The sequence below is a fragment of the Planctobacterium sp. AWM4_229 genome (assembly GCF_056160305.1).
Genome location: NZ_JBSWWX010000001.1, coordinates 366,349 through 392,573 on the forward strand (window position 1 = coordinate 366,349; position 26,225 = coordinate 392,573).

The 26,225-nt window shown below is 45.6% G+C and carries 22 protein-coding genes; 14 read left to right on the plus strand and 8 right to left on the minus strand.

Annotation, left to right across the window (positions count from 1 at the left end):
• Positions 1-67 precede the first annotated feature (67 nt).
• From ACXAGP_RS01595 to ACXAGP_RS01630, 8 genes are all read left to right on the plus strand, one after another.
• Positions 68-1,138, plus strand: coding sequence for an efflux RND transporter periplasmic adaptor subunit (locus ACXAGP_RS01595; RefSeq protein ID WP_475259103.1), 1,071 nt, complete (start codon positions 68-70; stop codon positions 1,136-1,138).
• Positions 1,139-1,164: 26 nt separating this feature from the next.
• The gene (locus ACXAGP_RS01600; protein WP_475259104.1) at positions 1,165-4,521 is read left to right on the plus strand and encodes an efflux RND transporter permease subunit; all 3,357 of its coding nucleotides are present in this window, start codon (positions 1,165-1,167) and stop codon (positions 4,519-4,521) included.
• On the plus strand, positions 4,521-7,610 hold the full coding sequence (locus ACXAGP_RS01605) for an efflux RND transporter permease subunit (protein WP_475259106.1): 3,090 nt from the start codon (positions 4,521-4,523) through the stop codon (positions 7,608-7,610). Before ACXAGP_RS01600 ends, ACXAGP_RS01605 begins: the two co-directional genes overlap by 1 nt.
• A gap of 253 nt (positions 7,611-7,863) precedes the next feature.
• Positions 7,864-9,258 (plus strand): GGDEF domain-containing protein, encoded by a 1,395-nt coding sequence (locus ACXAGP_RS01610; protein ID WP_475259107.1) that lies wholly within the window; start codon positions 7,864-7,866, stop codon positions 9,256-9,258.
• Positions 9,259-9,291: 33 nt separating this feature from the next.
• Entirely contained in the window at positions 9,292-9,606 is a 315-nt protein-coding gene (locus ACXAGP_RS01615) for a hypothetical protein (protein WP_475259108.1), read from the plus strand.
• A 55-nt stretch (positions 9,607-9,661) separates the two neighbouring features.
• On the plus strand, positions 9,662-9,973 hold the full coding sequence (locus ACXAGP_RS01620) for a hypothetical protein (RefSeq protein ID WP_475259109.1): 312 nt from the start codon (positions 9,662-9,664) through the stop codon (positions 9,971-9,973).
• An 11-nt stretch (positions 9,974-9,984) separates the two neighbouring features.
• Positions 9,985-10,611 (plus strand): methyltransferase family protein, encoded by a 627-nt coding sequence (locus ACXAGP_RS01625; protein ID WP_475259111.1) that lies wholly within the window; start codon positions 9,985-9,987, stop codon positions 10,609-10,611.
• A gap of 138 nt (positions 10,612-10,749) precedes the next feature.
• Positions 10,750-11,208 carry an SRPBCC family protein gene (locus ACXAGP_RS01630; RefSeq protein WP_475259112.1) on the plus strand — a complete coding sequence of 153 codons (459 nt, stop codon included), beginning with the start codon at positions 10,750-10,752 and terminating at the stop codon, positions 11,206-11,208.
• Positions 11,209-11,211: 3 nt separating this feature from the next.
• On the opposite strand, the gene ACXAGP_RS01635 is transcribed toward ACXAGP_RS01630, so the two are convergent.
• Together ACXAGP_RS01635 and ACXAGP_RS01640 are read right to left on the minus strand one after the other, a co-directional pair.
• Entirely contained in the window at positions 11,212-11,673 is a 462-nt protein-coding gene (locus tag ACXAGP_RS01635) for a GNAT family N-acetyltransferase (RefSeq protein WP_475259113.1), read from the minus strand.
• 29 nt (positions 11,674-11,702) lie between these two features.
• The gene (locus ACXAGP_RS01640) at positions 11,703-12,197 is read right to left on the minus strand and encodes a GNAT family N-acetyltransferase (protein WP_475259114.1); all 495 of its coding nucleotides are present in this window, start codon (positions 12,195-12,197) and stop codon (positions 11,703-11,705) included.
• Between the two features lie 295 nt (positions 12,198-12,492).
• On the opposite strand from ACXAGP_RS01640, the gene ACXAGP_RS01645 reads away from it, so the two are divergent.
• From ACXAGP_RS01645 to ACXAGP_RS01670, 6 genes are all read left to right on the plus strand, one after another.
• Positions 12,493-13,767 carry an efflux RND transporter periplasmic adaptor subunit gene (locus ACXAGP_RS01645; RefSeq protein WP_475259116.1) on the plus strand — a complete coding sequence of 425 codons (1,275 nt, stop codon included), beginning with the start codon at positions 12,493-12,495 and terminating at the stop codon, positions 13,765-13,767.
• Between the two features lie 15 nt (positions 13,768-13,782).
• Positions 13,783-14,490, plus strand: a complete 708-nt coding sequence (locus ACXAGP_RS01650) for an ABC transporter ATP-binding protein (RefSeq protein ID WP_475259118.1) — start codon at positions 13,783-13,785, stop codon at positions 14,488-14,490.
• Positions 14,491-14,501: 11 nt separating this feature from the next.
• Positions 14,502-15,815, plus strand: coding sequence for an ABC transporter permease (locus ACXAGP_RS01655; protein WP_475259119.1), 1,314 nt, complete (start codon positions 14,502-14,504; stop codon positions 15,813-15,815).
• Between the two features lie 10 nt (positions 15,816-15,825).
• Positions 15,826-17,055 (plus strand): ABC transporter permease, encoded by a 1,230-nt coding sequence (locus ACXAGP_RS01660; RefSeq protein WP_475259120.1) that lies wholly within the window; start codon positions 15,826-15,828, stop codon positions 17,053-17,055.
• A gap of 204 nt (positions 17,056-17,259) precedes the next feature.
• Positions 17,260-17,925, plus strand: coding sequence for a hypothetical protein (locus ACXAGP_RS01665; RefSeq protein ID WP_475259121.1), 666 nt, complete (start codon positions 17,260-17,262; stop codon positions 17,923-17,925).
• A 202-nt stretch (positions 17,926-18,127) separates the two neighbouring features.
• Positions 18,128-19,300 (plus strand): hydroxymethylglutaryl-CoA reductase, encoded by a 1,173-nt coding sequence (locus ACXAGP_RS01670; RefSeq protein WP_475259122.1) that lies wholly within the window; start codon positions 18,128-18,130, stop codon positions 19,298-19,300.
• A gap of 61 nt (positions 19,301-19,361) precedes the next feature.
• On the opposite strand, the gene ACXAGP_RS01675 is transcribed toward ACXAGP_RS01670, so the two are convergent.
• The 6 genes from ACXAGP_RS01675 to ACXAGP_RS01700 all read right to left on the minus strand — a co-directional run bounded on the left by ACXAGP_RS01675 (position 19,362) and on the right by ACXAGP_RS01700 (position 26,187).
• The gene (locus ACXAGP_RS01675; RefSeq protein WP_475259123.1) at positions 19,362-20,024 is read right to left on the minus strand and encodes an SDR family oxidoreductase; all 663 of its coding nucleotides are present in this window, start codon (positions 20,022-20,024) and stop codon (positions 19,362-19,364) included.
• Positions 20,025-20,036: 12 nt separating this feature from the next.
• Positions 20,037-20,801 carry a 3-deoxy-manno-octulosonate cytidylyltransferase gene (gene kdsB, locus ACXAGP_RS01680; protein WP_475259124.1) on the minus strand — a complete coding sequence of 255 codons (765 nt, stop codon included), beginning with the start codon at positions 20,799-20,801 and terminating at the stop codon, positions 20,037-20,039.
• A 13-nt stretch (positions 20,802-20,814) separates the two neighbouring features.
• On the minus strand, positions 20,815-21,009 hold the full coding sequence (locus ACXAGP_RS01685) for a Trm112 family protein (RefSeq protein WP_475259125.1): 195 nt from the start codon (positions 21,007-21,009) through the stop codon (positions 20,815-20,817).
• A 37-nt stretch (positions 21,010-21,046) separates the two neighbouring features.
• The gene (gene lpxK / locus ACXAGP_RS01690; protein ID WP_475259126.1) at positions 21,047-22,027 is read right to left on the minus strand and encodes a tetraacyldisaccharide 4'-kinase; all 981 of its coding nucleotides are present in this window, start codon (positions 22,025-22,027) and stop codon (positions 21,047-21,049) included.
• Positions 22,027-23,775, minus strand: coding sequence for a lipid A export permease/ATP-binding protein MsbA (gene msbA, locus ACXAGP_RS01695; protein ID WP_475259127.1), 1,749 nt, complete (start codon positions 23,773-23,775; stop codon positions 22,027-22,029). Before msbA ends, lpxK begins: the two co-directional genes overlap by 1 nt.
• 129 nt (positions 23,776-23,904) lie before the next feature.
• Positions 23,905-26,187: a DNA internalization-related competence protein ComEC/Rec2 gene (locus ACXAGP_RS01700; protein WP_475259128.1), complete on the minus strand. Its 2,283-nt coding sequence runs from the start codon at positions 26,185-26,187 to the stop codon at positions 23,905-23,907.
• Positions 26,188-26,225 lie beyond the last annotated feature (38 nt).

Below are 26,225 nucleotides of genomic sequence, written 5' to 3' on the forward strand. Positions count from 1 at the left end.
TGGCATGACGAATGCTATCGATTGGCAAGTTTTACAAATTGTTCAGTTTTATTTCAGGGGAAGACAAATGACACACAATAACAACTTAAAAACGCTTTTACTTGCCAGCAGTATCGCCGTGAGCACGGCATTTTTATCCGGTTGCGGTGACGCCGAAGCCACTAACAATGCCGAAGAAGCTGAAGAGATTGTCTCCATTCCAGTTGAAGTCGCTGATTTAACCATCGGCAGTATCTCTTCCAACTATGAAACGACCGCAGTATTAGAAGCTAAAGAAGAAGCTTTTGTGGTAGCGCGGGCATCGGGCATCATTGAACATATCTACGTAGAGGAAGGCGACTACGTGGAAAAAGGTCAGGAACTGGCAAAACTGGAGCAAGAACGTTATATCCTTAACCTGAATAGAGCCAAAGCCGACTTACGCGGTATTCAAAAAGAACTAGACAAAATCGATAAAGTTTACAATCAAAAACTTGTCAGTGATGACACCTATGACAAACTGACCGCGCAATATGAGTCAGCCAAAGCTACCCTTGAATTGGCTGAACTGGACCTGGCAGAAACCACTATCCGCGCGCCCATTGCAGGCTACATCGCAGAGCGAAATGCCAAAGTGGGTAACCTGACAGAATCCTTCCAACGGGAGCGTATGTTCCAAATCGTGCAACAAAAGCAGTTGTACGGTATTGTCCACTTGCCGGAAAAAGAATTGGCTCGGGTCCACAAAGATCAAAAAGCGACATTATCTGTCACCGCTTTGGGTGATAAAAATATCGATGCTTTTGTTGAGCGTATTAGCCCGGTAATCGATGCTGAAACTGGCACATTTAAAGTAACCTTACGGGTACCTAACGAAGAAAACTACCTCAAGGCGGGTATGTTTTCCAAAGTTAAACTGAACTACGACACCCACCAAAACGCGACTCTGTTGCCGCGCAAAGCCTTGCTGCACATTGATGACCAAATAAACGTATTTGTGGTGAAAGATGGCATTGCAACCAAGCTGCCAGTGAAAATTGGTTATCAAGAAGGTCAGTTTGTTGAAATTACTGAGGGCCTTGATGGTTCGGAAAAAGTCGTCATTACAGGTCATCATAACCTGAAAGACCAGGCCAACGTCGAAATCGTAAATAGCTAAGTTTTCCACACGAAGCGGAGAGTAAAATGAGTTTTATTGATGTGGCGGTAAAGCGCCCGGTTACCGTGTGGATGTTTACTTTTGCCATATTGCTGTTTGGCATGGTGTCTCTATCCAGATTGTCTATTAACTTACTGCCAGAGTTATCCTATCCCACCTTGACGATCCGCACCGATTACGAAGGTGCAGCGCCGGGGGAACTGGAACAATTAGTATCCAAACCTATCGAAGAAGCCATTGGCGTTGTAAAAGGTGTCAGAACGGTAAAGTCCACTTCTAAAGCAGGTCAATCAGATGTGCTGCTTGAATTTGAATGGGGTACAGATATGGATCTGGCTTCATTGGATGTACGTGAAAAGCTGGACATCCTGCAGTTACCATTGGATGTATCGAAACCCCTGCTCCTGCGTTTCAATCCTTCGCTAGATCCAGTTATGCGTTATGGCTTGGGCGGCGCTCTGCCCTCGCCTCAAAATGATAATGACGAAACCCAGCCCGCAAGCACAGCGCAAACCCAGTTAACCAGTCTTGATAGCGCTGGTATGAAGCGTCTTCGCACTTACGCGGAAGAGCAAATCAAACGCAAACTGGAGTCGGTTGAAGGCGTCGCTTCAGTAAAAGTTGGCGGCGGTCTGGAAAATGAAATCCAGGTATTGATCAATCAACAAAAAACCAGCCAGCTCAATATCACCATTAGCGACATCGTTACCCGATTGCAGCAGGAAAATGTCAACACCTCGGGTGGTCGAGTAGAAGACGGTTCACAAGAGTATCTGGTTCGAACCCTCAACCAATTCGAAACCCTGGATGAAATGCGCGATTTGTTTATTGCCACTCGCAATGGTCGTCACATTCGCTTAGGGGATATTGCAGAAATCAAGGACAGCCACAAAGAGCGCACCTCCATCACTCGCTTTGATGGCTTTGAAGGTGTAGAAATCGCCATTTACAAAGAAGGCGATGCAAACACGGTAGAGGTGGCTGAAAACGTTAAAAATCGTTTGCAGCGCATTCAAAACGAAATCCCCGAACAGTATAAAATGCAACTGGTTTACGACCAGTCCACCTTTATATCCAATGCCATTAATGAAGTTAAATCAGCGGGTATCGTAGGTGGCCTATTGGCCATGCTCATCTTGTACCTGTTCCTGAAAAATATCTGGCCCACTTTTATTATTTCGATATCCATTCCTGTTTCGATTATTGCCACCTTTAACCTGATGTATGGCAATGGCATTAGCCTGAATATCATGAGCCTGGGCGGCATCGCCTTGGCCATTGGTTTATTGGTAGATAACTCCATTGTAGTACTGGAAAACATCGACCGTAAAAAACAGCAAAATCCCGACTCCAAAACGGCTGCCGCAGAGGGAACCAAAGAAGTGTCTATGGCCATTGTTGCTTCAACGCTTACCACAATGGCGGTGTTTTTCCCGTTGGTATTTGTAGAAGGTATTGCGGGTCAATTATTCGGTGATCAAGCAATGACCGTTACTTTTGCCTTAGGTGCCTCACTTCTGGTGGCGTTAACCATCATCCCTATGATGGCCAGTAGAGCTAAAAAGAAAAATGAAGCAGACACCCTGGATTTGGGTCCCGATAAAACTAAATCACGCCCGGAAACGCGTTTAGGCAAAATCGGATATTACCTGGCACTACCTTTTAAATATCTACTAAGAGTTGTGTTTTATTATATTCCACTGGCCATTAGTAGCCTGATCGTAATACTGGTGAGAGTGCTTCGCAAAGCCTTTGGTTATGTGTTCAAACCCATTTTATGGGTATTTGATAAAGCCTACACGGCTATTTTCGCCTTCTATCAAAAACTATTAGATTTTGCCCTTGCCCAACGCGCTATCGTGATCACCGGTATTCTGGCAGTCTCATTAAGCTCAGTGGTATTAGTAAACAAGCTGGGTATTGAGCTGATACCGCCCATGGCACAAGGTGAGTTTGATGTAGAAGTGACTCTTCCGACTGGAGCCCGCCTGGAAACAACTGATCAGGTATTGAAAGACCTGGCAAACTACACTGAATCTCTGCCACACGTCGCTCGCACTTATTCCATTGCGGGCACAGGTAGCCTGATGAATGCCTCGCCCAGCCAAGGTGGCGACTATTGGGGTAAACTCAATGTAGTATTAAATCCGGGTTCCTTACCGCAGGACGAGCTGGCAACACAAGCTGCCATGCGTGAATACCTCAAATCCAAAGCTGGTGTCGCCAGTAAATTTGGTAAACCTGAACTATTCAGCTTCAGTACACCACTGGAAATTGAATTAGTGGGTTATGACCTGGGTATGCTGCGTCGCTATGGCGAACAAATTGTGGAAACTCTGGAAAGTAACGACCGCTTTGCCGACGTTAAATCCTCCTTGCAGTCAGGTAACCCTGAACTGAAAGTTCACTTCGATCACGCCAAACTAGCGCAGCTAGGTCTATCTTCGCCAGACGTGGCACAGCTGGTAGCCGCTAAGATTGGTGGTGAGGTTGCCAGTAAATACTCAATCAATGATCGCAAAGTAGATATCCTGGTACGTACCCAAGAAACACAACGAGATTCCGCCGCGGATGTGTCGCAAATCATTGTTAATCCCGGCGCATTGCGCCCTATTACCCTGGATACGGTTGCCAGCATCGAAACGTCCATTGGCCCTAGCGAAATTACCCGTGTAGGTCAGGAACGCGTGGCTATTATTTCGGCTAACCTTGCCTATGGCGACCTTGGCGAAGCGGTATCCGATGCCGAAAAACTGTTAGCAGGACTGAAATTGCCATTGAGCATGCAGGCTAAAGTATCTGGTCAAAATGAAGAAATGGAAGTCTCTTTCCAGTCACTTAAATTCGCCCTGGCACTGGCAATCTTCATGGTTTACCTGGTAATGGCATCGCAGTTTGAATCACTGCTGCATCCCTTCCTGATCTTATTCACCGTACCTCTCGCCTGTGCGGGTTCTATTTATGGCTTATACCTAACCGGCACTACCGTATCAGTAGTGGTGTTTATTGGTTTGATTATGCTGGCAGGTATTGTGGTAAACAACGCCATTGTCCTGGTGGATCGCATCAATCAATTGCGGGAACAAGGGGCACAGAAAATGGACGCGATAAAGGAGTCAGCATTAACTCGATTCCGCCCAATTCTAATGACCACGCTGACTACAACGCTGGGTTTATTGCCTATGATGTTGGGCTTCGGCGAAGGCGCAGAAATCCGTAAACCTATGGCCATCACGGTAATATTTGGCTTGATGTTTGCGACTTTATTAACGCTGTTTTTCATTCCCATCTTGTACAGTTTGTTCGACCGTAAAAAGTTTGCACAAGCAGCTGAAACTCAAGGTGCGGACATAAGTTCTGTCAACGGTAATGCAGGAGCTTAATGATGAATCAGGCACAGGAAAACAAATTTGAAGCCATGGGCGCAAGCCTGGCAAACTTTGCCTTGCGCCGCCCGGTAACAGTATGCATGTTCTTTGCCTCGATGCTACTGTTAGGACTTATCTCCAGTCGGCTGTTGCCGCTGGAGAAATTTCCCGGCATCGATATTCCGGAAATTTACATCAATATCCCCTATCGCGATGCGTCTCCGGCAGAAGTTGAAAAAATGATCACTCGGCCGGTAGAAGAAGCGCTGGCAACCATGTCTGGCATTCAGCGATTACGCTCATTCTCCAGAGAAAATGGCGCCGAGATTGGCATTGAGTTTAAATGGGATGAAAACATTAATGCTAAGAGTATTGAGGCCAGAGAAAAAATTGATGCTATACGTCACCTGCTGCCAGACGATGTGGAGCGTATTCTGGTGTATCAATTTAATACCAATGATTTACCTATTTTTCAGCTACGGGTTTCAAGTGAACGAGACCTGTCCAATGCCTACGATTTACTGGAGCGCAACCTGAAACAACCCATCGAACGGGTGGAAGGGGTTTCCCGAGTTGAGCTTTACGGCGTACTGAAAAAGGAAATTGCCATCCGGGTTGATCAGGAAAGAATGGCGGCATTGCACGTTAATGTTGTGGATTTAGTCAATGCCTTACAGGCAGCAAACTTTTCCATGAGTGCCGGACATATTTACGAGAATGAGGAAAAGATTTCCGTAACGCCACAGGGCGAATATCGCAGTATGCAAGAAATTGAAGAACTGTATATTGCCAAAGGCATACAACTCAAAGATATTGCCGACGTACAATACGAGACTCCAAGACGTTCTGAAGGTCGTCACCTGGATCAGACTTATGCTGTTGGCTTTAACATCTTTCGCGAGTCAGGCTCAAACCTTGTAGAGGTATCAGAACGCGTCTGGAAAGTGATCGATGAAGCCAATGAAAACCCAGCTTTTAACGGAATCAACCTGCTAATTTTTGATGACGAAGCGGAATCCGTAACCTCGTCACTTTCAGATTTAGTGGATGCCGGCTTATTGGGAGCGCTTTTATCGGTATTGGTGCTTTACGCCTTTTTACGTCGCTTTACCACCACCCTGATTGTTGTGCTATCCGTTCCCTTCTCCTTATGTATTACCTTGGGCTTTATGTTCTTCTTTGGCTACAGCATCAACATTCTGTCTTTGATGGGGTTAATGCTCGCGGTAGGTATGTTGGTAGATAACGCGGTTGTAGTAACTGAGAGTATTGAGCAAGAAAAGGCTCACACCAAAGACATGATTGCCGCCACCAAAGCAGGTGTTTCAAAAGTTAGCTTGGCGGTAATCGCCGGTACAGCCACCACCGCGATTGTTTTTCTGCCAAACATCATTGGGAAAAAGGTCAGTTTGACCATCTTCCTGGAGCACGTGGCAATTTCTATTTGTATTTCCTTATTCGCTTCACTGTTGATTGCGCAAACGCTGATCCCCCTATTGGCCACCAAAATCAAGCATAAACCTCGCGCACAAGACAGTAAGCCGAACAGACTAAAACAGCGTTACGAGCGCATGTTGAAATGGACCTTATCCCACCAGGGTTGGAGCGCCATCATTGGTGTTTTGATGGTAGTCAGCACCGTGTTTGTTGCTCAAATGGTACCCGACAATGAGCAAGGCATGGATAACCGCAACCGACTATGGTTGAACTACAATGTCAACGGCAACTACACTCTGGATGAAGTAGAAAAAACCGTAACACGACTAGAAAATTTCTTGTACGACAATCAGGAAAAGTTCTTCATTAAGTCGATATACAGCTATTACACCCCGGGATTCGCAGTTTCTGGCATTACGCTGCAAGACGAACTGCCTATCAAGAAAAAAGAAATTCAAGAAATGATCCGCGAAGCACTACCTAAGTTTGCCCGTGCAGAGCCAAGCTTCCGCTGGAGCGATGGCGGCGGCGGCGGTGTGCGGTTAACCCTGTTAGGCCCTTCTTCGGAAAGCTTGCTGCGCATCGCAGATCAGGTGGTGCCGGTGCTGGCCAATATCGACGGACTGGCAGATGTAAAAACCGAAATTGATGATAATCAGCGGGAATTGCAAATTCATGTGGACCGCCAAAAGGCATACCGATTTGGACTAAACTCCCAGGACATCAGTAACATTGTGGCAACGGCGTTACGGGGTAACAATTTGCGTACCTTCCGTCATGGCAACAATGGAGAAGTGGATATCCGCTTGATGTTCGACGAGGCTTTACAACATTCAATTGAAGAGCTTAAGTCTCTGCCTGTGGCGAGAGACGGTAATAAAACAGTCACCTTAGACATGGTTGCCGATTTAAAGATTACCAGTCGACTGTCGCAAATTAATCGCTATTACCGCCAAACTGCCATTGCTATCGGTGCCAACATGGAAGAAGACATGACCTTGGATGTTGCGCGTGAAAAGATTGAAAAAATCATGGGCAACCTGGAGCTCCCCACGGGATATAGCTGGTCATTAGATGGCAGTTTTCGTCAACAGCGGGAGGATGAGGCCATTATGCAAACTAACATGTTGCTGGCCATTGCCATGATTTATATCGTGATGGCCGCATTGTTTGAATCATTGCTGCTACCAACCGCCGTTATCACCTCACTACTTTTCTCCTTTACCGGAGTGTTCTGGACCTTTGCCATCACAGGTACTCCTATGTCCATAATGGGCATGATCGGCATGCTGATATTGATGGGCATTGTGGTGAATAACGGTATTGTGTTAGTGGACAGGATCAATCAATTAGTCAACGAAGGCCACAAGGTTCACGATGCCATCATGGAAGGTTGTCTTACCCGAGTAAGACCGGTATTGATGACCGTCGCCACTACCGTTTTGGGACTATTGCCACTGGCACTGGGCGACACCAACGTGGGAGGAGATGGTCCGCCCTATGCCCCAATGGCAATTGCCATTATTGGTGGTTTGATCTTTTCTACAGTGACCAGTTTGTTTCTGGTACCCCTGGCCTACTTGTTACTGCTCAAATTGCGTCGTAAAACTCGCAATATGATCAACGATAGTAAGCTGTTGGTTTCAAAAATGATTAAAGAAGCCTGATTTAGTCCACTACCCGGCCCGTCTCTTGACGGGGCGGGTGTTTATCTCCCCCCTCAGAAACACACCAAATAAGTACCCAACAGCGACACATTTGAGCAAAATAACCACTCATCAAGCGAAATAGTGTTGCGGCCTTTTTAATTTTATTGGCTACTTGTAAACTTGGCGTAAGATGTCAATAAAGTGACCAACTCCAGGGTTATAGCAATTCGTATTATGCCCTCTTCTATTTGAGTAATACTGAGATACCAGCATGGCAGTTCGATTTTTTCATTGGTTAGATGAATCCATTTCCCGAAAGATAGGTGGCCTATCCACGGTGCTATTGACCTTTATCCTGGCACTAGTGTTGTACTCCATTGTGCAGTTGCGAGAAATTAGTCAGGAAATAAGAGAGCTGGCTCAAATAGACGTGCCGATATCCGAACTTGCTGCAGAAATAGAAGTACTGCAGCTGGAACAACATATCTTGATGGAGCGCTTGCATTATGAATTGCGTCTGTCTGAAAAGAAAAACTTTCAATCTCAAACACTCATGCAAGAAAAGTTTGCAGATTATTCAGTGCGTCTGAAAGACAGTATCCATGCGCTTACCAAACTCATTAAAGATGGGTTGCAACAGGGTAAAATAGTTAAAGAAGTTCCGGCCCATCAAGCCGTTATTGCTGCTTTTGCTCAATTTGAGACAGCCCGAGATGAGTTTCACCACAACGCCAGCAAAATACTACAGAGCGACGCTCATTTGGTAACTGAACAAGCATGGCAAGAATTAGAGACACAGGATCAAACCTTAGACCAGCTCTCCCTCAAAGTACTTCGAGAAATAGAATCTATTACCACCGACATCACCACTCAGGCCGAAGAGCACGAAAGGCGCTTTTATTATGTGAATACCGGTCTTGGTATTAGTGCCTTTATTATCGGTATCAATGTAACGTTGCTGATTATCATCTCGTTTCGTCGTCGTATGCGTCATATCAACAGCCAGATCGACAATTTATATCAATCCATTTCCGGTAAACAGGATGCCATCAACACTGATGAACTGAGTCCTCAAGGTCGCGATGAATTGGCCAAACTAGCCAAGGATATTAATCGCCTGATGAGCCAGTATTCCGAAGCTGTAGTGCATCGAGACGGGATTGAAGAAGCCTTGATACGTCAGGCCACCACCGACAACCTGACTGGCGCCCATAATCGCTATAAATGGGATGAAGCGGCAAAAGGGTTACTGGCGAAGTCTAAAAGTGGCATTACTTCCAGCATCATTTTATTGGACATAGATAACTTCAAAAATATCAATGACCAGCATGGTCACAATGTTGGTGATAAAGTACTGCAAATCTTAGTGAACGATATCAATGAACTAATACGCCAGAGTGACCTGGTGTTTCGCATGGGTGGCGAGGAGTTCACCATCTTATTACAGGCCTGCGATTTGCAAAAAGCCGCTGCTATAGCCGAGAATATTCGTGCCGAGTTGCAGGTGGCACCACGAAGCGATATTCCTCAATTTACTGCAAGTTTTGGCGTCACTGAACTACATAGCCATGACACATTAGAGTCCTTACTGGAAAGAGCAGACAAAGCCCTTTATCAAGCCAAAGCACAGGGAAAAAATCAGGTCTGTATCGCATCGAACGATTGAACCAAAGCACTACATTTAAAAGGAAGTGAAACTATGGCAAAGATACTAATCGAGCGGGGACCGGGTTTTGCCGACCGTTTCAGAGACTATGAAGTGATCTGCGACGGGGAACTACTTGGCAAAATTGCCAATGGCGAAACAGGCGAATTTGAAGTGTCACCGGGAAAGCATGAAGTTTTTCTGAGCATAGACTGGTGCCGCTCCAATAGCGTTTCAATTGATGTCTCTGAAGAACATCCCAATACAGTACTCCAGTGCGGCTCGAATCTACGAGGCTTAAAATTGCTATTGGCCGCGCTTTACATTACTGTTTGGCGTGATGACTATCTTTGGTTAAAACTCAATTAATCAAAACAATAGCCCCTCTTTTTGGGGAAGGTTAGCTTTATGGAGGAAGCGAATCATGACACTTTACCCTTATTCAAAAATCACCACAGAAAAATTAGGCTTACTGTTGTTTGCTGCCAGGGCCATCACTTTAATGGGCTTTTTAGCCTTTGCCATTGCTTTCATATTGGTATCTTTAATGTTAATTTCCTTCGGTCACATCAGCATACCAGACGATTTTTATCGCCGCGGAGACTATACTGGTTTAAGCGCCATGTTTATTTTGGCTGTGGGTTTTGGCTGCTTCATCGTTTGCTCGTTAGTAGGAGGGATCGCAGCTGCGTTGGTGGCGATTGAATCTAACTTGAACACTTCCAACGGCACATAACGGACCATTAAATGGATAGCAGTTTTACTCTAACTGACATTACCGAGTTTACCCGTTACTACCTGGCAATATTCTATTCCTTGGTTGCCGCGTTTTATACCTTGAGAATTGTGCTTCTGAAACGCTCAACGTCTAAGGAAGTAGTATTTCCCGGGCGCCCTTATTGCAACGATTGGTGGAATCATCTGGCTTTTCGCATTTTCAGAGTCACCATCTGGTGGGTTTGTCTGGCACGATTATTTTATCCTCAACTCGATTATTATCTTGGACTGTTCTACGATTTTCAGCACCCAATAGTGATCATCGCAGGTGTTGTCCTGTTAACTTCTGGCTTTTTCATGACAATCCTTATTCATTTTGCCATGGGAGCGGCCTGGCGCTCTGGCATTGATCCAAATACGCCGACAAAACTGATCACTTCAGGCGTTTACCAATACAGTCGCAATCCCATGTTTGTGTTTGTCGCGGTGGCACAATGGGGATTCTTCCTTGCCCTTCCCTCGTGTTTTTCATTGCTTTGTTTGGTTATAGGGCACCTTGCTTTGTACCGACAGGTTAGAGAAGAAGAAAAACACTTATCAAATTTGTTCCCACAAGAATTTATTGCTTACACACAAAGGGTAAGGCGCTGGGTCTGAGCAAAGTCCTGATAGCACCTCCCCTAATCCCAAACTATCCGTACCTGAAGGGTTCGTCAATAAGGCAGCTGGCTCATAATGCAAAGTGCAACTATGCTTAAAACACTATAAAAAGTATGGAAAATATCTGAAAACACAGTGAAAACGTTAAATTACGCCACGATTATCGAACAACCTCCTGCTATTGTTTTTGCCGTAATGACCGATAAAGCAATCTACCCCGGTTGGGCCAAAGCTTGGGGCGAAGGCATGACATATACTGGAGAGTGGCAATTAGGGGCCCATCTATCCTTTTTAGATGAACAGCGCGGTGGTACCAAAGTGGTTATTGAAGAACTCGTGCCGGACAAAGTTATCAAATGTCGACATATCGCCATGGTCAGTCCTGATAACATCGAGATCCAGGTAATGGACGATATCATGCGAAAATGGATTGGTACGCAAGAGAACTATTATTTTAATGAGCATGGACAAAATGCAACGCGACTGGAAATAGAGATGGTCACCGATGAAATGTTTGAGGGTATGATGGCCAATTGGACGATTGCGTTGCAATTGCTTAAAAACCTATGTGAATCAGGGACTCAGTCCTGCTAAACCTCAATTCAGTACTCTTTCCATAAATACACTGTTTGGATCATTTCCGTAATCAGCAAAAGGACCGCGTACGCTAAACCCATAACGACCGTAAAGACTTCTGGCAGGCTCAAAGAAAGGTTCAGCCCCTGTTTCCAATCGCAACATCTGATAGCCCCGTTGCCGGGCGACAGCGATAACATGTTCCAGCAATACCTTACCAACTCCCTGTCCTCTACTGGCGTTTGACGTGCGCATGGATTTAATTTCTGCCCAATGACTATCATGCTCTTTTAGGGCCACGCAGCCTAAGGCCTTATCCCCTTGCCAAACCGACCAGAAAGAGATGTCTGGTTGCCTTAAGGCAGCCAAATCCAAGGTGTGTACACTTTCAGGTGGTGAAGTGGCGTACATATCAGCGATATGCTCCTCCAATAATGCAATAACCTGCGGCTCTTTTACATCGTCCAGACGAATATCCAACATTGCCATTCCTTTTTAATTTCGAGCAAAGCTTAAGCGATAATTTTACGATACATTTGCACTGTTTTTCCTTCCGGGTGTAAAACAGTTTCAATGGCTTCAAAACCACAACTAAGGTGAAATTGATGGGATGCCGGATTGGGGGGCTCTTGATTCACTTCACAACAAAGGGATTCAATACCGTTGTCGCGGCAAAATGCTTCAGCCTTTTGGTAAAGCGCTTTACCTATACCTTGCCCTTTGTAGATTGGGCTAACGAATATACGATCGATATATAGGAAATTAGTGTAACGATCACAAAACCAATTGAAATTAAATCCGTGGTTATCGGCCCCTTTCATAAAGCCCATTATCAAGCCAGATATCGCGTATTCATCCGTGCAAACTTGTACAAATGCAGCCTCGTTACACAAAAAAGATAAGGTATTGAGATCCAGCTCATTAACGTGAGGCACTTCTCGATTATTGAGGCGTAATAGTTCTGGTAAATAGCTTGTTTCTAACTGGTTAAAACTGAGTCCCTGCATCTCTCCACCCGAATTTTAATTGTTGAAGACAGGCATTACCTGAACCTCAAAGACATCCAACATTGCAACTCCATTATTCTTGTAAACGCTATACAAAACAAGCAAAAAAGCGCTTTATAAGGTAACAAACTGTCAGCTCCATTATCCACATAACCCCCTGTTTTTCGGTAATAAAAACAATTTGTTACTGGATTTCAAAAAATTAATTCCCAGCACACTTAAACCATTTGTTCACTCATCACGACTTAGCCTGTGATTGTTCAGTTTTAATTCATTTTTGTTGTGGGGAAAATCAATGAAGATTAGCGATACCAGCGGCCAGGATGTCGTTATAGCGCCAAAGTCAAAGAAGACTGTTTGGTTGAAATCCGGTGTAGCAGCTATTGTTGTCATCGCAGTGATAGGCGCAATTGCACCTTCATATAGTGATTGGGCTAACTCTGACACCTCAATCTCCCGAGAACGGTTAAGACTGGCAAAAGTGACTCGTGGTGACTTTGTCAGAGACCTGTCAGTGCAAGGGCGAGTAGTCGCGGCTGTCAGTCCAAAACTTTACAGCCCGGCACAGGGTACCATTACGTTTCAGGTTGACGCGGGCGATTCAGTCACCCAAAACCAGGTACTTGCCAGTATCGACAGTCCAGAACTAACCAACGAGTTACAGCAAGAAGAGGCAACCTTGCAACGCCTGCAAATAGAATTAGATCGCAAAAAGATACAAGCCAAACAACAAGCGTTAAACAACCAAAAATCCATTGACCAAGCGCTGGTGGCACTCACCGCCGCAGACAGAGAAAAACGTCGTGCTGACAAAGCGATAAAAAGTAACAGTATCAGTGCCATTGATTTTGAAAAGGCCCAAGATGATCTGGAAAATGCGCGGCTTGAACACAAACACGCCGTTGAAGATGCACAACTGGCGATTGAGTCCTTCGAGTTTGAATTAAAAACCAACCAATTACAGGTAGATCGTCAGGCGCTACTGGTGGCCGATTTACAGCGCAAAGTACAGGAACTCACAGTTCGCTCACCGGTGAGTGGCATTGTGGGTAATCTCGCCGTTGAGCAAAAAAATCAGGTGGCACAGAACCAAGCTATTTTATCGGTGGTGGACTTAAGTGAATTTGAAGTGGAACTGCAAATTCCAGAAAGCTACGCCGACGACCTGGCTATTGGAATGGATGCAGAAATTCAGTTTAACGGCGAGGCGCACTCTGCAGTTCTGGTCACGATTTCCCCCGAAATCCAGAACAATCAGGTGACCGGTAGAGTGCGTTTCGCCAACTCCGCAGAACTTGGCCTGCGCCAAAACCAGCGTCTGACTACGCGAATTCTAATGGAAAACAAAGCCGACGTATTGATGGTACAGCGAGGCCAATTCTTGGAAAGCGCTGGAGGCAAAGTGGCCTATGTAGTCCAGGAAAATCGCGCGGTTCGCACCGCCATCAATACCGGTGCTCGCAGCCTGGGCTCGGTGGAAATACTTTCAGGCTTATCCATTGGTGATGAAATTATCATCTCCAGCACAGAGGCGTTTGCCAGCGCCGAAACCGTTTTACTTACACAATAATTGGGGGAAGCTCAAATGTTAAAAATGGAAAATATTTCAAAAGTCTATCGCACCGACATGGTAGAAACCCATGCCCTTAAGGAGTTCAATCTGGAAGTCAACGAAGGAGACTTTGTCGCGGTAACAGGCCCTTCAGGCTCGGGAAAAACCACCTTCTTGAATATCGCAGGTTTATTGGAAACCTATTCTGGTGGCCGTTATTTTCTTGATGGCAAAGATATTTCAGGCATCAGCGACACCGCCAGAAGTCGCGTTAGAAATGAAAAAATCGGCTTTATTTTTCAGGGTTTTAACCTGATCCCCGATCTCAATTTATTTGACAACGTTGATGTGCCTCTGCGCTATCGCGGGTTCAGCAGTAAGGAGCGCAAAGAGCGCATTGAGCACAGTCTGGATATCGTGGGTTTAGCTAACCGTATGAAACACTTGCCAGCACAATTATCTGGCGGCCAGCAACAACGGGTCGCTATCGCACGCGCCCTGGCGGGTTCGCCCCGATTTCTTTTGGCTGACGAACCCACCGGTAACCTCGACAGTAAAATGGCCAGCAGCGTGATGGAACTATTGCAAGATATCAACGCCAAAGGCACCACGATAGTGATGGTTACCCACGATCCTGGCCTGGCGGCACAAGCGAAACGCAATATTTACGTTCGAGATGGCAAAGTTAGCGAGTTGCACGAAGTTTCAACGCAGCCAGCCAAAGAAGTCGTCAACGCCTGAGGATTGTCATCATGATGAGTTACTACTTTCGTCTGGCGCTGATTAGCATGCGCCGTAACCCTGTGCTCAGTACTTTAATTGTACTGGCAATCGCTTTGGGCATTGGCGCCTGCATGACCACCATTACGGTCAACTATCTGATGTCTAACAACCCGATAAAACACAAAAGCGATGTATTATTCCACGTGCAATTAGATAACTGGGGACCCTATGAGGCAGCAGTTGATCCTAACGACCCTCCCTTTCAAATGACCTGGACAGATGTCAACAATTTGCAAAAAGCAGAGCGCGCCTCTCGTCAAGCGGCTATGGCGAAATCTGGTGGCGTTGTAGTCCCAGCTGACACCAATATCAAACCTTTTCAAGCCGGTTATCGCCTTACGTATGGCGATTTTTTCGCGATGTTTGATGTGCCATTTTTATATGGCTCAGGTTGGGATTCAGAGGCCGACAGCAATGGCAGACACGTTGTGGTATTAACCAAAGAAATTAACGAGACCCTGTTCGGTGGTAAAAATTCAGTGGGCGAGGCCGTGACCTTATCCGGTGAGATATTTACGGTTGTAGGGGTAATCGATGAATGGCATCCCATTCCTAAGTTCTACGATCTGAACAATGATAATTTTGGTCGTCCCTCTGAACTGTTCATGCCCTTGGCACTAAAACTCAGTATGAAACTGCCCAGCTGGGGTAATGTAAATTGCTGGAAATCTCCCGATGAAGATGGCTTCGAAGGATTTCTGAACTCAGAATGCGTTAATTTCCAGTTTTGGGTGGAGTTAAACAACCCTGGAGAAAGAGCCGACTACGCGCAGTTCCTGGATAACTATGTTAATGAACAAAAAACGTTTGGTCGCTTCCCTCGCCCACTTAACAACCGCTTGAACAACGTCCGGGAATGGCTTGAATACAATGAGGTAGTGGCAGATGACGCACAGATCATGATGTGGTTATCGCTGATGTTCTTGGTAGTGTGCCTGCTCAATACCATTGGTTTGATGCTGTCTAAATTCATGGGCAAGTCCGGTGAAATAGGTCTACGCAGAGCAGTAGGTGCCACCAAAAAAGATTTGTTTATTCAACATACCGTTGAAACCGCCTGCATTGGCATCGCCGGGGGGCTTGTGGGCCTTGGATTATCCTTCTTTGGACTGCAGGGGCTCAGAGCTTTGTACGGCGAATTTGCAGACAAGCTTACCAGTATTGATATGAACATGGCGATATTGGCTATCCTGCTCTCTTTGGTGGCCACCATCATTGCAGGTCTCTATCCCACCTGGCGAGCTTGCTCTATTGCGCCTGCCAGCCAACTGAAAAGCCAATAAGGAGATCACTATGTTTGCCTCTTTAGAAATCGGACCTATTTTCCGCACTTTACTGCGCAACAAAATGGGGGCACTGCTCATTGCCCTGCAAATTGCGGTTACCATGACGATTGTGGTGAATGCCATTTTTATCATTGATGAGCGCGAAGCCTTAATGGCACGTGTCAGCGGTGTTGACGAGTTCAATAGTTTTAGCGTCAGCAGCAATGGTTTTGCCGAAGATTTTGACAATCAAAATACCATTCAGGAAGACCTGCGCGAGATACGTGCCCTGCCCTCAGTGTTGAATGTGACTACCATTAACGCCATTCCCATTAGCGGAGGTGGCTGGTCGATGAGTTTACAGGTGGAGTCCGGAGAAGACAAAGATGACATATCCACAGCAGTTTATATGGTGGACGAGCACGGCATTGAAACCTTGGATGTTGCGCTGCTGGCAGGCCAAAATTTCAGCTATGAGGAAATGCGCTTTCGCGATGGTACAGAGGATGGTTGGCCACAAAACATCATTATAACGGAAGCCTTGCTTCAGGATTTGTTTCCGGATACGGCACCTGGCGACGCTATTGGTAAAACCGTTTATATTGATCGCAATGAACCCATGCAAATCATCGGGGTTATCGATACCCTTCAGGCACCTTGGATTGGCTGGGATCAACTGGAAAACGCTATGTTGTCGCCTGAATACATTGCTTTTAATAACTCAACTCGCTATTTCGTTCGCGCTCAGAACGGCATGCGGGATCAAGCCATGCGCGATGTAGAAGAATACCTTGCCCAGCGCAGCAGTGAACGCCTAGTGAGGGGCATGGAGTCTTTTCAGGAAGTACGGGAAAACAGTTACGGCTTTCACGCTGCTATGATCAAAATCTTAACTGTGGTCATGGTAACCCTGGTGATTATCACTGGAATGGGCATCGTAGGCCTTGCTAGCTTTAACGTGAACAGACGTAAAAAGCAAATTGGTACTCGTCGTGCCTTAGGCGCCACACAATGGCAGATTGTGCGTTACTTCATGCTGGAAAACTTTGTTATTACCAGTATTGGTGTTGCAACCGGCGCAGCCCTTAGCATTGGTTTAAATATCCTGTTAGTGAACTTTTTTGAACTCAATCGCATTACTTGGCACTACATCCCTATTGGCATGCTTTGTTTGTGGAGTTTAGGGCAGCTGGCAGTGTATGGACCCGCTCGCAAAGCGGCAAATATCCCGCCGGCAATGGCTACCCGCACGGTTTAAAAGCAAGTTATAAAACCTCTGAGGGGTCCTCGCCCCTCTTTCATCTACCCTAAAAGATCCCCCATCTATACATGTAGCATTGAATTCATACTAAAGCAGTATGTTAATTTCACTGGAAAAAAACGATACTGACTCCATATTGTTCGTCTAAAATAAAACAGTACATTGTTGCTGACACCTTCTCTGCTTAAGGAATCTAATTACATGTCAAAATCAACGCCTTTATTGTTATTGTTGCTCATTAGCTTTATCGCCGGAGCGCAAGATAAAAAAGACGTGCCGCCTCCCCTTGATCCGGCTTATATGGGTAGCCACGACATGGTGCTTGTGAGCATGGGCACAACTCTGTTTGCTTACCCAATGCCTGGCTATGAAAAACCCGATAATCAACAGATCATATACAAAGTCAGTACTAAAACTCCTTCCATCCGATTCCTGATCCGTGATGCCGATCTGGTGACGGCACGCTCGCAACCCTTTAACTTGCAGAGATTAATCAGGGGAGAACAAATGGAAGTGGTTATGGATATTTATATGGGACACTTTGATCGCGGCGGCATGAAACTGCACGAAAAAGCGGTGATATCATTTGATGAATTAAAGTATTTGCGTACTTTTGAAGACATTCAACCGTCAAGCATCCGGCAGGTATACGACAAAGTTAAAGTGGGCAGCAATGAGTTTATTTTGGTGCATAGACTGCAAGAAAAACCCACCTACGATAACCTGATCCTGTTCGATGATATGGTGAGCTGTATTACCGAATTCTCAACCCCCTCTCCGGTGCCCACTATTCCACAATTGTTTAGTCGCTTGACCTTGTGCGGCCCGATGAAACCATTGTATTACGAAACGGAATATTTCCAATAAATTACACCCATTTGTCAAAGGCCAGCATCGCTGGCCTTTTTTGTTTGCGTTGCCGATTCAAATATTACTGTTTGGTTAAACTTTTGGTTATTAACACTTTTTTTGCTCGCCAGCTGTTGAGGTCAGACCAGTTACATGATTTACTATTTAGCGGAAATCACCCTACACAATCAAAAAACTTGCAAATTAAAGGACAAACACGATGAGAGATAATATTCGCATCCCGCGCAGCAAAGAGAACGATTACACGCCAGAAATGGCGACTGAGCGTCGTAAGTTTATCGAAGCTAAAACGGGTGAACCTATGACTCTGACAGGTCAATACACCATTGATACCGGAGTACTGCCGGGCAATATCGAGAATTTTATCGGTATTTGCCAGATGCCCGTTGGCGTTGCCGGTCCCTTGCGCATCAATGGTGAAGATGCCCAAGGTGATTTTTATATTCCTCTTGCGACGACTGAAGGAACCTTGGTAGCCAGTTATTCTCGAGGCATGCGGGTGATCACGGAAAGTGGTGGGGTAACCACAACAGTGGTAGAGCAGTACATGCAGCGTGCTCCTGCCTTTTTATTTGACAACGCGCGCGAAGCTCGTGCGTTTGGCGAATGGATCAAAGAGAACTTTGATAACATCAAAGCCGCAGCTGAGAGCACCACGAGTGTCGGCAAATTAAAGCATATCCATCAGTGGTCAGTTGCCAAATCTCGTTATTTACGGTTCAACTACACAACCGGAGATGCCGCCGGACAAAACATGGTGGGTAAAGCGACACTTATGGCCTGCGAATGGATAAAACGCAATTACCCAGGCGGCGCCAACTACCTATTATCCGGTAATATGGATACCGATAAGAAGCATTCTCATCTCAATATGCTGCATTCTCGTGGCAAGCGAGTCATTGCAGAATTAACGGTGAAAAAAGAAGTGCTAAAAGCCATCATGGGTGTGGATACTAAGATGCTGGCTAAGGCGACAGTACTGGCCAATACTGGCGCCTTGATGGCAGGTGCGGCATACAATGGTCCACATGCCGCAAACGGTATAGCCTCTTTATTCATAGCCACAGGACAGGATGAAGCCAACGTTGTTGAATCTCATGCGGGATTATTTACCCATGAATTGCAAGACAATGGTGATATCTATCTGGCGGTAACCTTACCTTCTCTTATTTGTGCCACGTTTGGCGGCGGTACGGGGTTACCAACTCAAAGAGAATGCCTGAACATGCTGGGCTGTGTTGGGAAAGGCAAAGCCAATAAATTTGCTGAGATTGTCGCAGCTACCGTACTTGCCGGTGATATTTCACTGGGCTGTGCGGTCATTGCAGGTGATTGGGTATCCAGTCATGATCAATTAGGTCGTAACCGCTAATAGCCTTTCAACAATAAAAAACCGGCTGATTAGCCGGTTTTTTGTTTATCAAAGTCACCTTCTACCAAGGCAATACTTCGCCATTGGCGTGCCAAAAAGTACCACTATTATCAGGGTTTAATGCTTCAATGCGTTGTACTAAACGCTGTGCTGAGGACTGTGCTGAAACTTCACCTCGAAAATTCACCATCCCCGTCTGTACGTAACCTGGATGCAGGATTGCCACCGAAATGTTTCTGGGTTTCAGATCATGAGCTAAAGACACCGCCGCGGCATTAAGCGCCGCTTTGGACATGCGATAACCATAGCGTCCTCCGCTACCATTATCTCCCATGGAACCCATCCGGCTGGTGACTAGCGCCACTTTTGCTCCCGAATTGAGGTTGTCCAATAGCAAATCAGTTAATACCAATGGCGCTACGGCATTGACCTTAAACTGTTGTTCAATGGTAGATACGTTTATTTGGTTCAAGCTTTCGTTGCGTAAAATCCCGGCGTTGTGAATTAACAGGTCGATTGTCACGCCTTGCAGAGGATGGATCATTCCCGGTAAACCCTCTAAATCAGAAAGCTCAACACCAGAAACTACCTGTGCACCAGTCTGTTCAAGCTCCTTACTTGATTGACGGCATAAAGCCCACACCTGACACCCCTGTTGTTGATAAATACGGGTTAACTCCAGTCCTATGCCACGATTTGCTCCAGTAATGACTACATTTTGCATAAGCAACTCCAATTATTTATCAATGGTACTCAACGCTCTTTGAAGATCTTCCGGCGTATCGATACCCGGCGGTGGTACCGCACTTGCCTCAGCGACATGAATCTGGTGCCCATGCCAAAGCACTCTAAGCTGCTCCAGAGATTCGATTTGCTCCAAAGGTGACACCGACAGTTCGATGTATTCTTTAATAAATCCAGCAGTATAGGCATAGATACCAATGTGACGCTGATAAAACTCACCTATTTGAGCAGGCTTTGGATGCTTGCTGTTGAGGAACCGATCACGGTCGTAGGGAATGGTGGAACGGCTAAAATAAAGGGCATAGCCCTTTGCGTCAGTAACCACCTTTACCGCATTGGGATTAAATGCCTCGTCTACATCCTCAATTTTAACCGACAATGTTGCCATCTTAGCATTTTTGAATTGCGCCAGATTTTGCGCTACCTGGACGATATTTTGTTCCGGAATGAATGGTTCGTCCCCCTGGACATTCACCACGACCTCATCATCAGACAAACCCAACAACTGGACGACCTCGGCAAGACGTTCAGTGCCACTCTCGTGTTTGTCACTGGTCATACAGACCGTTCCGGAAAAGCCCTCTACAGTCTTTTTGATACGCTCGTCATCAGTAGCGACAACCACTCGACTGGCACCCGCTTTAAGCGCCTTTTCGTATACCCATTGCACCATAGTTTTGCCATGGATATCCACCAGAGGTTTGCCCGGAAAACGGCTAGACTGATATCGGGCGGGAATAATGACGCTAAATGCCATTGCTAATCCTCACTCAAGCGATAGATTCAATATCTTCCAGAGACAATTTCCTTGCCTCAGACTCCAACATCACTGGAATATTCTCCCTCACGGGATAGGCCAGCTTGTCAAATTTACAAATCAATTCTTCCGGCTCACGCACATAAGCCAATTTTCCTTTGCACAATGGGCAAACTAAAATATCACTTAACTTCGGGTCGATGGGCATGCTGACTATATCCTTTTTTGGTTCCGATATAACGGTTTTATCTTTTGCTTTTCACAGCTTTCAATTTAGTTAAAAAAGCCTGATTAAAAGTTTCTGTTAATTTTGCACTGACGGGTAAAAACCACCAGTTATCTTTGGCAAAGGCAGTACATTTTACCGCATCTTTTTCGGTCATCAGTACAGTTCCTGCGGGTAAATCTGTTTCTTTATATTGGTGATGGTCAGGAAAGGCAAAGGTCTTTTCAAGCTTTACCCCCTTGTTTTCCAGCAAAGTAAAAAATCGGCCGGGGTTACCTATTCCCGCAGCAGCATATACAGGACCTGTAATCTGATTGAGCGGTTTAGTTTGTCCTTTGAATTTAACATTGACCAGCTGCCCGGGCTCAAGAGACATCATATATTCATCACCTTGCAACTTGCCACCGTTAACCACCACAAAATCCACGGTTTTAAGTCGCCAATTCCCCTCTCGCAGGGGGCCCGCCGGCAACAGATAACCGTTGCCCTGGCGTCGCTGACCATCAACTACGGCAATTTCGAGATCCCGTCCTAACCGATAGTGCTGTAATCCATCATCACTTAATATCACATCGCAACCATGCTTGCTGATGAGCGCTTGCGCGCCACGAACCCGATTGGGATCCACCACCACCGGACAATTAACCCGGTGCTTGATGAACAATGGTTCGTCACCTGAATGGACAGGGTCACTGTGTTTTTCGACAGTCATAGGATACTGCGTGGCCTTGCCGCCATAACCGCGAGACACGATACCCGGACGAAAACCCTGCTGTTTCAAATAATTGCTGAGATAGATCACCAAGGGGGTTTTACCATTGCCTCCAACATTGATGTTGCCAATAACGACTACAGGCACAGACAATTTATGTACTTTGGCTAACCCGATAGAAAAACTAATCCGTCGCAGGGAGCTCAATAGCCAAAATAAACCACTCAGGGGCAATAGCAGTAGCGACCAACCAAAAGACTGATACCAGGCTTTTTCCAGTTTCGTCATCAGGCACCTTCGGTAAACTGCATACGGTGCAATTGGGCATACATTCCGCCTTTTTCCAGCAGTGTTTTATGCAACCCTTGCTCCATGATTTGGCCTTTATCAATCACCAATATCTGATCGGCATTTTCAATGGTTGAAAGTCTGTGGGCCACAACAATGCTGGTACGGTTCTTTTGCAGCGTGTCCAGCGCCTCCTGGATAAAGCGCTCAGACTCGGTATCCAAAGCTGATGTTGCCTCATCTAAGATTAAAATGGGTGCATCTTTTAATACCGCTCTGGCAATGGCAATACGCTGCCTTTGACCGCCAGAGAGCATCAGGCCGTTTTCTCCCACCATGGTATCCAGACCATTTTCCAGGCCTTCACTAAACTCCAACACATGCGCCACTTTGGCGGCTTCTTCTATTTGAGCTCGTGAGACCTTGTCTTCCATACCATAAGCAATGTTGTTAGCGATAGTATCGTTGAATAGCGTCACTTGCTGAGACACCACCGCAAACTGGTTGCGTAATGCCCGTAATTCAATTTGTGAAAGCGGCAAATCGTCTAATATAATTTCTCCTGATTGCGGTTGGTAAAAACGAGTTAACAAATTGGATATCGTAGACTTACCACTGCCCGAACGCCCCACCAACGCCAAGGTTTGTCCTTTGCTCACATCAAAGGAAATATCTTTTAACACGTTTTCACCATTGGCGTCGTAAGCAAAGGTAACCTTTTTAAAGGCGATATTACCCGCTACCCGTTGTGGCTTAAGCGTGCCCTTGTTCTCTTCTTCTTGCTGATCCAGAATGGCAAAAATACTTTCACAAGCGGCCATGCCTTTTTGAAATTCGCTGTTAACGGTGGTGAGCTGCTTTAGCGGCTTTAATAACATGGTCATACTAACAACCACGGAAGTGAACACTCCTGCGCTAAGGTTTTCCACCATACCGGGAACACTAGAGATAAAGAGCACCACCGCCAGTGCAACTGATGCAATGACCTGAATAGTGGAAACAGACAAAATTCGAGATACCACCAATTTCATGTTTTGCTGGCGATTGTGGTTGTTTTTTTCCTCGAAAAGCTGGGCTTCTTTCTCCTGTCCATCAAACATCAACACCACTTTATGGCCTTTGAGAACCTGCTCCACCGCTGTGGTTAAATTACCCATAGATTGTTGAATGCTTTTACTCACCATTCTGAAGCGTTTACTGACATAAGCAACAATCAATGCCACCACCGGACCTATCACTATAAATGCGAGGCTTAGTTGCCATGACTTATAGAACATAACGGCCAACAGACCCACTACCAACGCCCCTTCCCTTACAAGCGTTAGCAAGGCTTTTCCGGCCGCTACCGACACTTGTTCAGTATCGTAAATGACTTTTGAAATCAGCGTGCCCGTGGAATGCTGATCATGAAAAGAAACGGGTAAATGCACGAAACGGGAGAACAACTGCTGACGCATTTGCATCACCACCATGTTACCTATCCAGGACAAGGTGTAGGTGCCCATAAAATTAAACACACCACGCAATATAAACATAGGGACAATCAAATACGCAGCCATGCGCAAATATTCAAGGTCACCTTGTACCAAACTACGGTCAATGGCGTGCTCCAGCTGAGAAATGACAAAAACGTCGATCAAGGAATAGCCAATCATGCCGAAAATAGCAGCCAAAAAAGGAAGTTTAAAGTGCCGCAAATAGCGGATAAATCGGGCGAATACCGCCTTACTGGAGTCTGTTTGATTCATTAACTCGGTTCAATAGTGTGTTGTGCAGGGGTCAATGCCCCCATTAATAATTATTATAAATCTGGTTAGTTTAGCTGTTCAGCGGACAAAAGACACTGCAACCAAGCATTTATCTATTGCAGTTTGACCTTAGAGTGACAAAAACCAACGAGGTTGCACATCTTTTCGCCAGCTCTTCAAACTCAGCTTGCCATATTCATCAATAATGACGGATATCTGACCATGCTCAGCGGTATTAAAAATGGCACTGTTGAGCTTTTGCAAACGCTTTATCACAATCTCAGCAGGCATTCCCCAGCGATTGAAATGCCCAGCCGATATCAAAACATAATGGGGGTCAACCGCAAAAACAAAAGGGCTGGAAGACGATGTTTTACTTCCGTGATGCGAAGCAATAAGAACGTGAGCACTCAAATCAATGAGTCCGGAGCGATGCCAGGTAGTCAACAAAAACTCCACATCTTGCTCAATATCTCCTGTCATCAGGATACGATTTATACCATCGTCCAACATAATCACACAGGACTGATTATTGTCATTCTGCAACAACTCTGGATAGTGCAGGTCTGGCCAAAGCACCTCAAATTGAATTCCCTGCCACATCCAGCTATCCCCTCGGAGACACGATTGTTTTGGATATTTCAGCTCCAGTACGGATTGGTGGCGTAAAATTGTGTCTAATCCGCCGACATGATCAATGTCATCATGACTGATCACTACAGCGTCTAGTTGGCTGATATCGCTATTGTGAAGCACTGGCAAAATAACACTTTGTGCCATGCTAAAACCATCAGGATACTCAGCGGCAACATCATACAATATGGCACTATTTTGTTTCCTCAATAACACCGCCAATCCTTGCCCCACATCCAACATATCAAGCTGCCAGCCATTAACGCTTTGCTCGTTCCCGGGCAGCAATAAAGGCACAAGCAGCAAAATAGCTAGCGGTTTAGGCAACAATCCTCTGGGTAACAACAGTAAAACCATCGCGAGTGATGCAAACGCCAAAACCCACCAGGGAATCGCACTGACTTGCAGCCATTGCTCATAAAAAGTCGTTATGCTTTTTAAGCCTTTTTCACACACGGAAAATAGCGTTAAGCACCAATCAAGCACTTGTCCGGCGAAACGACTTCCAACCATTAACAATAAAACGCTTAACAAACTGAAAGGCAACAAAACAAATGTTACTAGTGGGATCGCAACGAGGTTAATAACTGGGGATAATAAACTGACCCCACCAAACAACCCCAAAACCAAGGTCAACATCAAAACACTCAAAGTCATCTGCAGCGTAACAAAAGAAACCACCTTGTTTCGGAATCGGTTTTCAACCTTAGGTAACTGCCATGCAATAAACCACAAGATAACTACGGCAGAAAAGCTTAACCAAAAGCTCACATTAAAGATGCTCAACGGAAACAGCATGATAAACAGGGTCACACTAAATAAGGTGAATCTTCTCGCCCCCCAGTTAATACCAGAAAAAAGCCCTGTCCAGCCTAATAGCAACATCAGCCCGGCTCTCACTGTTGGCGTGGCAAAACCGGCGAGATAGACATAAAAAAAAGCGAAACAGAGAGAAACTGACAAAGCGATAAATCTAATATTGGGAATAACAGGCCGCCTTGCTAACATATTTAGTGCGCCGAGCAGTATAGAGAACAGGCAAAAAAACCAAAAAGCCACCATGCCCACATGCATGCCTGAAATTGCCACCAGATGAGAAGTCCCTGTTTGCTGTAAGAGTTGCCAGTCTGACTGACTCAACTCTCCTCGATAACCTATTGCCATGGCCAATAACCAGCGCACTTCGTTACGGTTTTCAGCCATGAGTTCATCAGCGATGTGCTGCCGCAAAGAAACTTCGTGGCCTTGCATTTTGTTTCCAGTAGCATTTTTTACAAAGCCCGTGGCCTCAATATGCTGCGAGAACAACCACTGCTGATAGTTAAAACCAGCCTCGTTGTATAGACCCCAACGGGGTTTTAGTCTCACAATCAAGGTTAAGTGCTGCCCCTGCTTTATTGGGAAATCAGGCATAAGCCAACTTAGCCTGACTTTAAAGTCTGCTTTTTTATGGGCCGGATTGTTTTCTTCCAGGATAAAATAATCAGAAACAACAAAGTTAAAATTCACCTTTTCTGATGAAGTCACCACAGATGCAACACGTCCGCTCAGTTGTACGGGTTGTAAAAATAGTGCCTGTTCTGGTTGCGTCACACTAATCCAATAGCCTACACTCAGCATCCATGTTAATCCGAGACAAATACCAGACAGGATTTTTTGGGTTTTAAACAGTAACACGCCCGGGATTGCAAGACAGATTGCAACCCACCCGGGAGGCAAAAAAGGCCAGAGTAAACTACTTAAACTGGCAGTAATAAAACAGAAAAGAAACCTGTCCATAGTATTATGAGCATTTCATGTTGTGCAGTTCTCCGCTG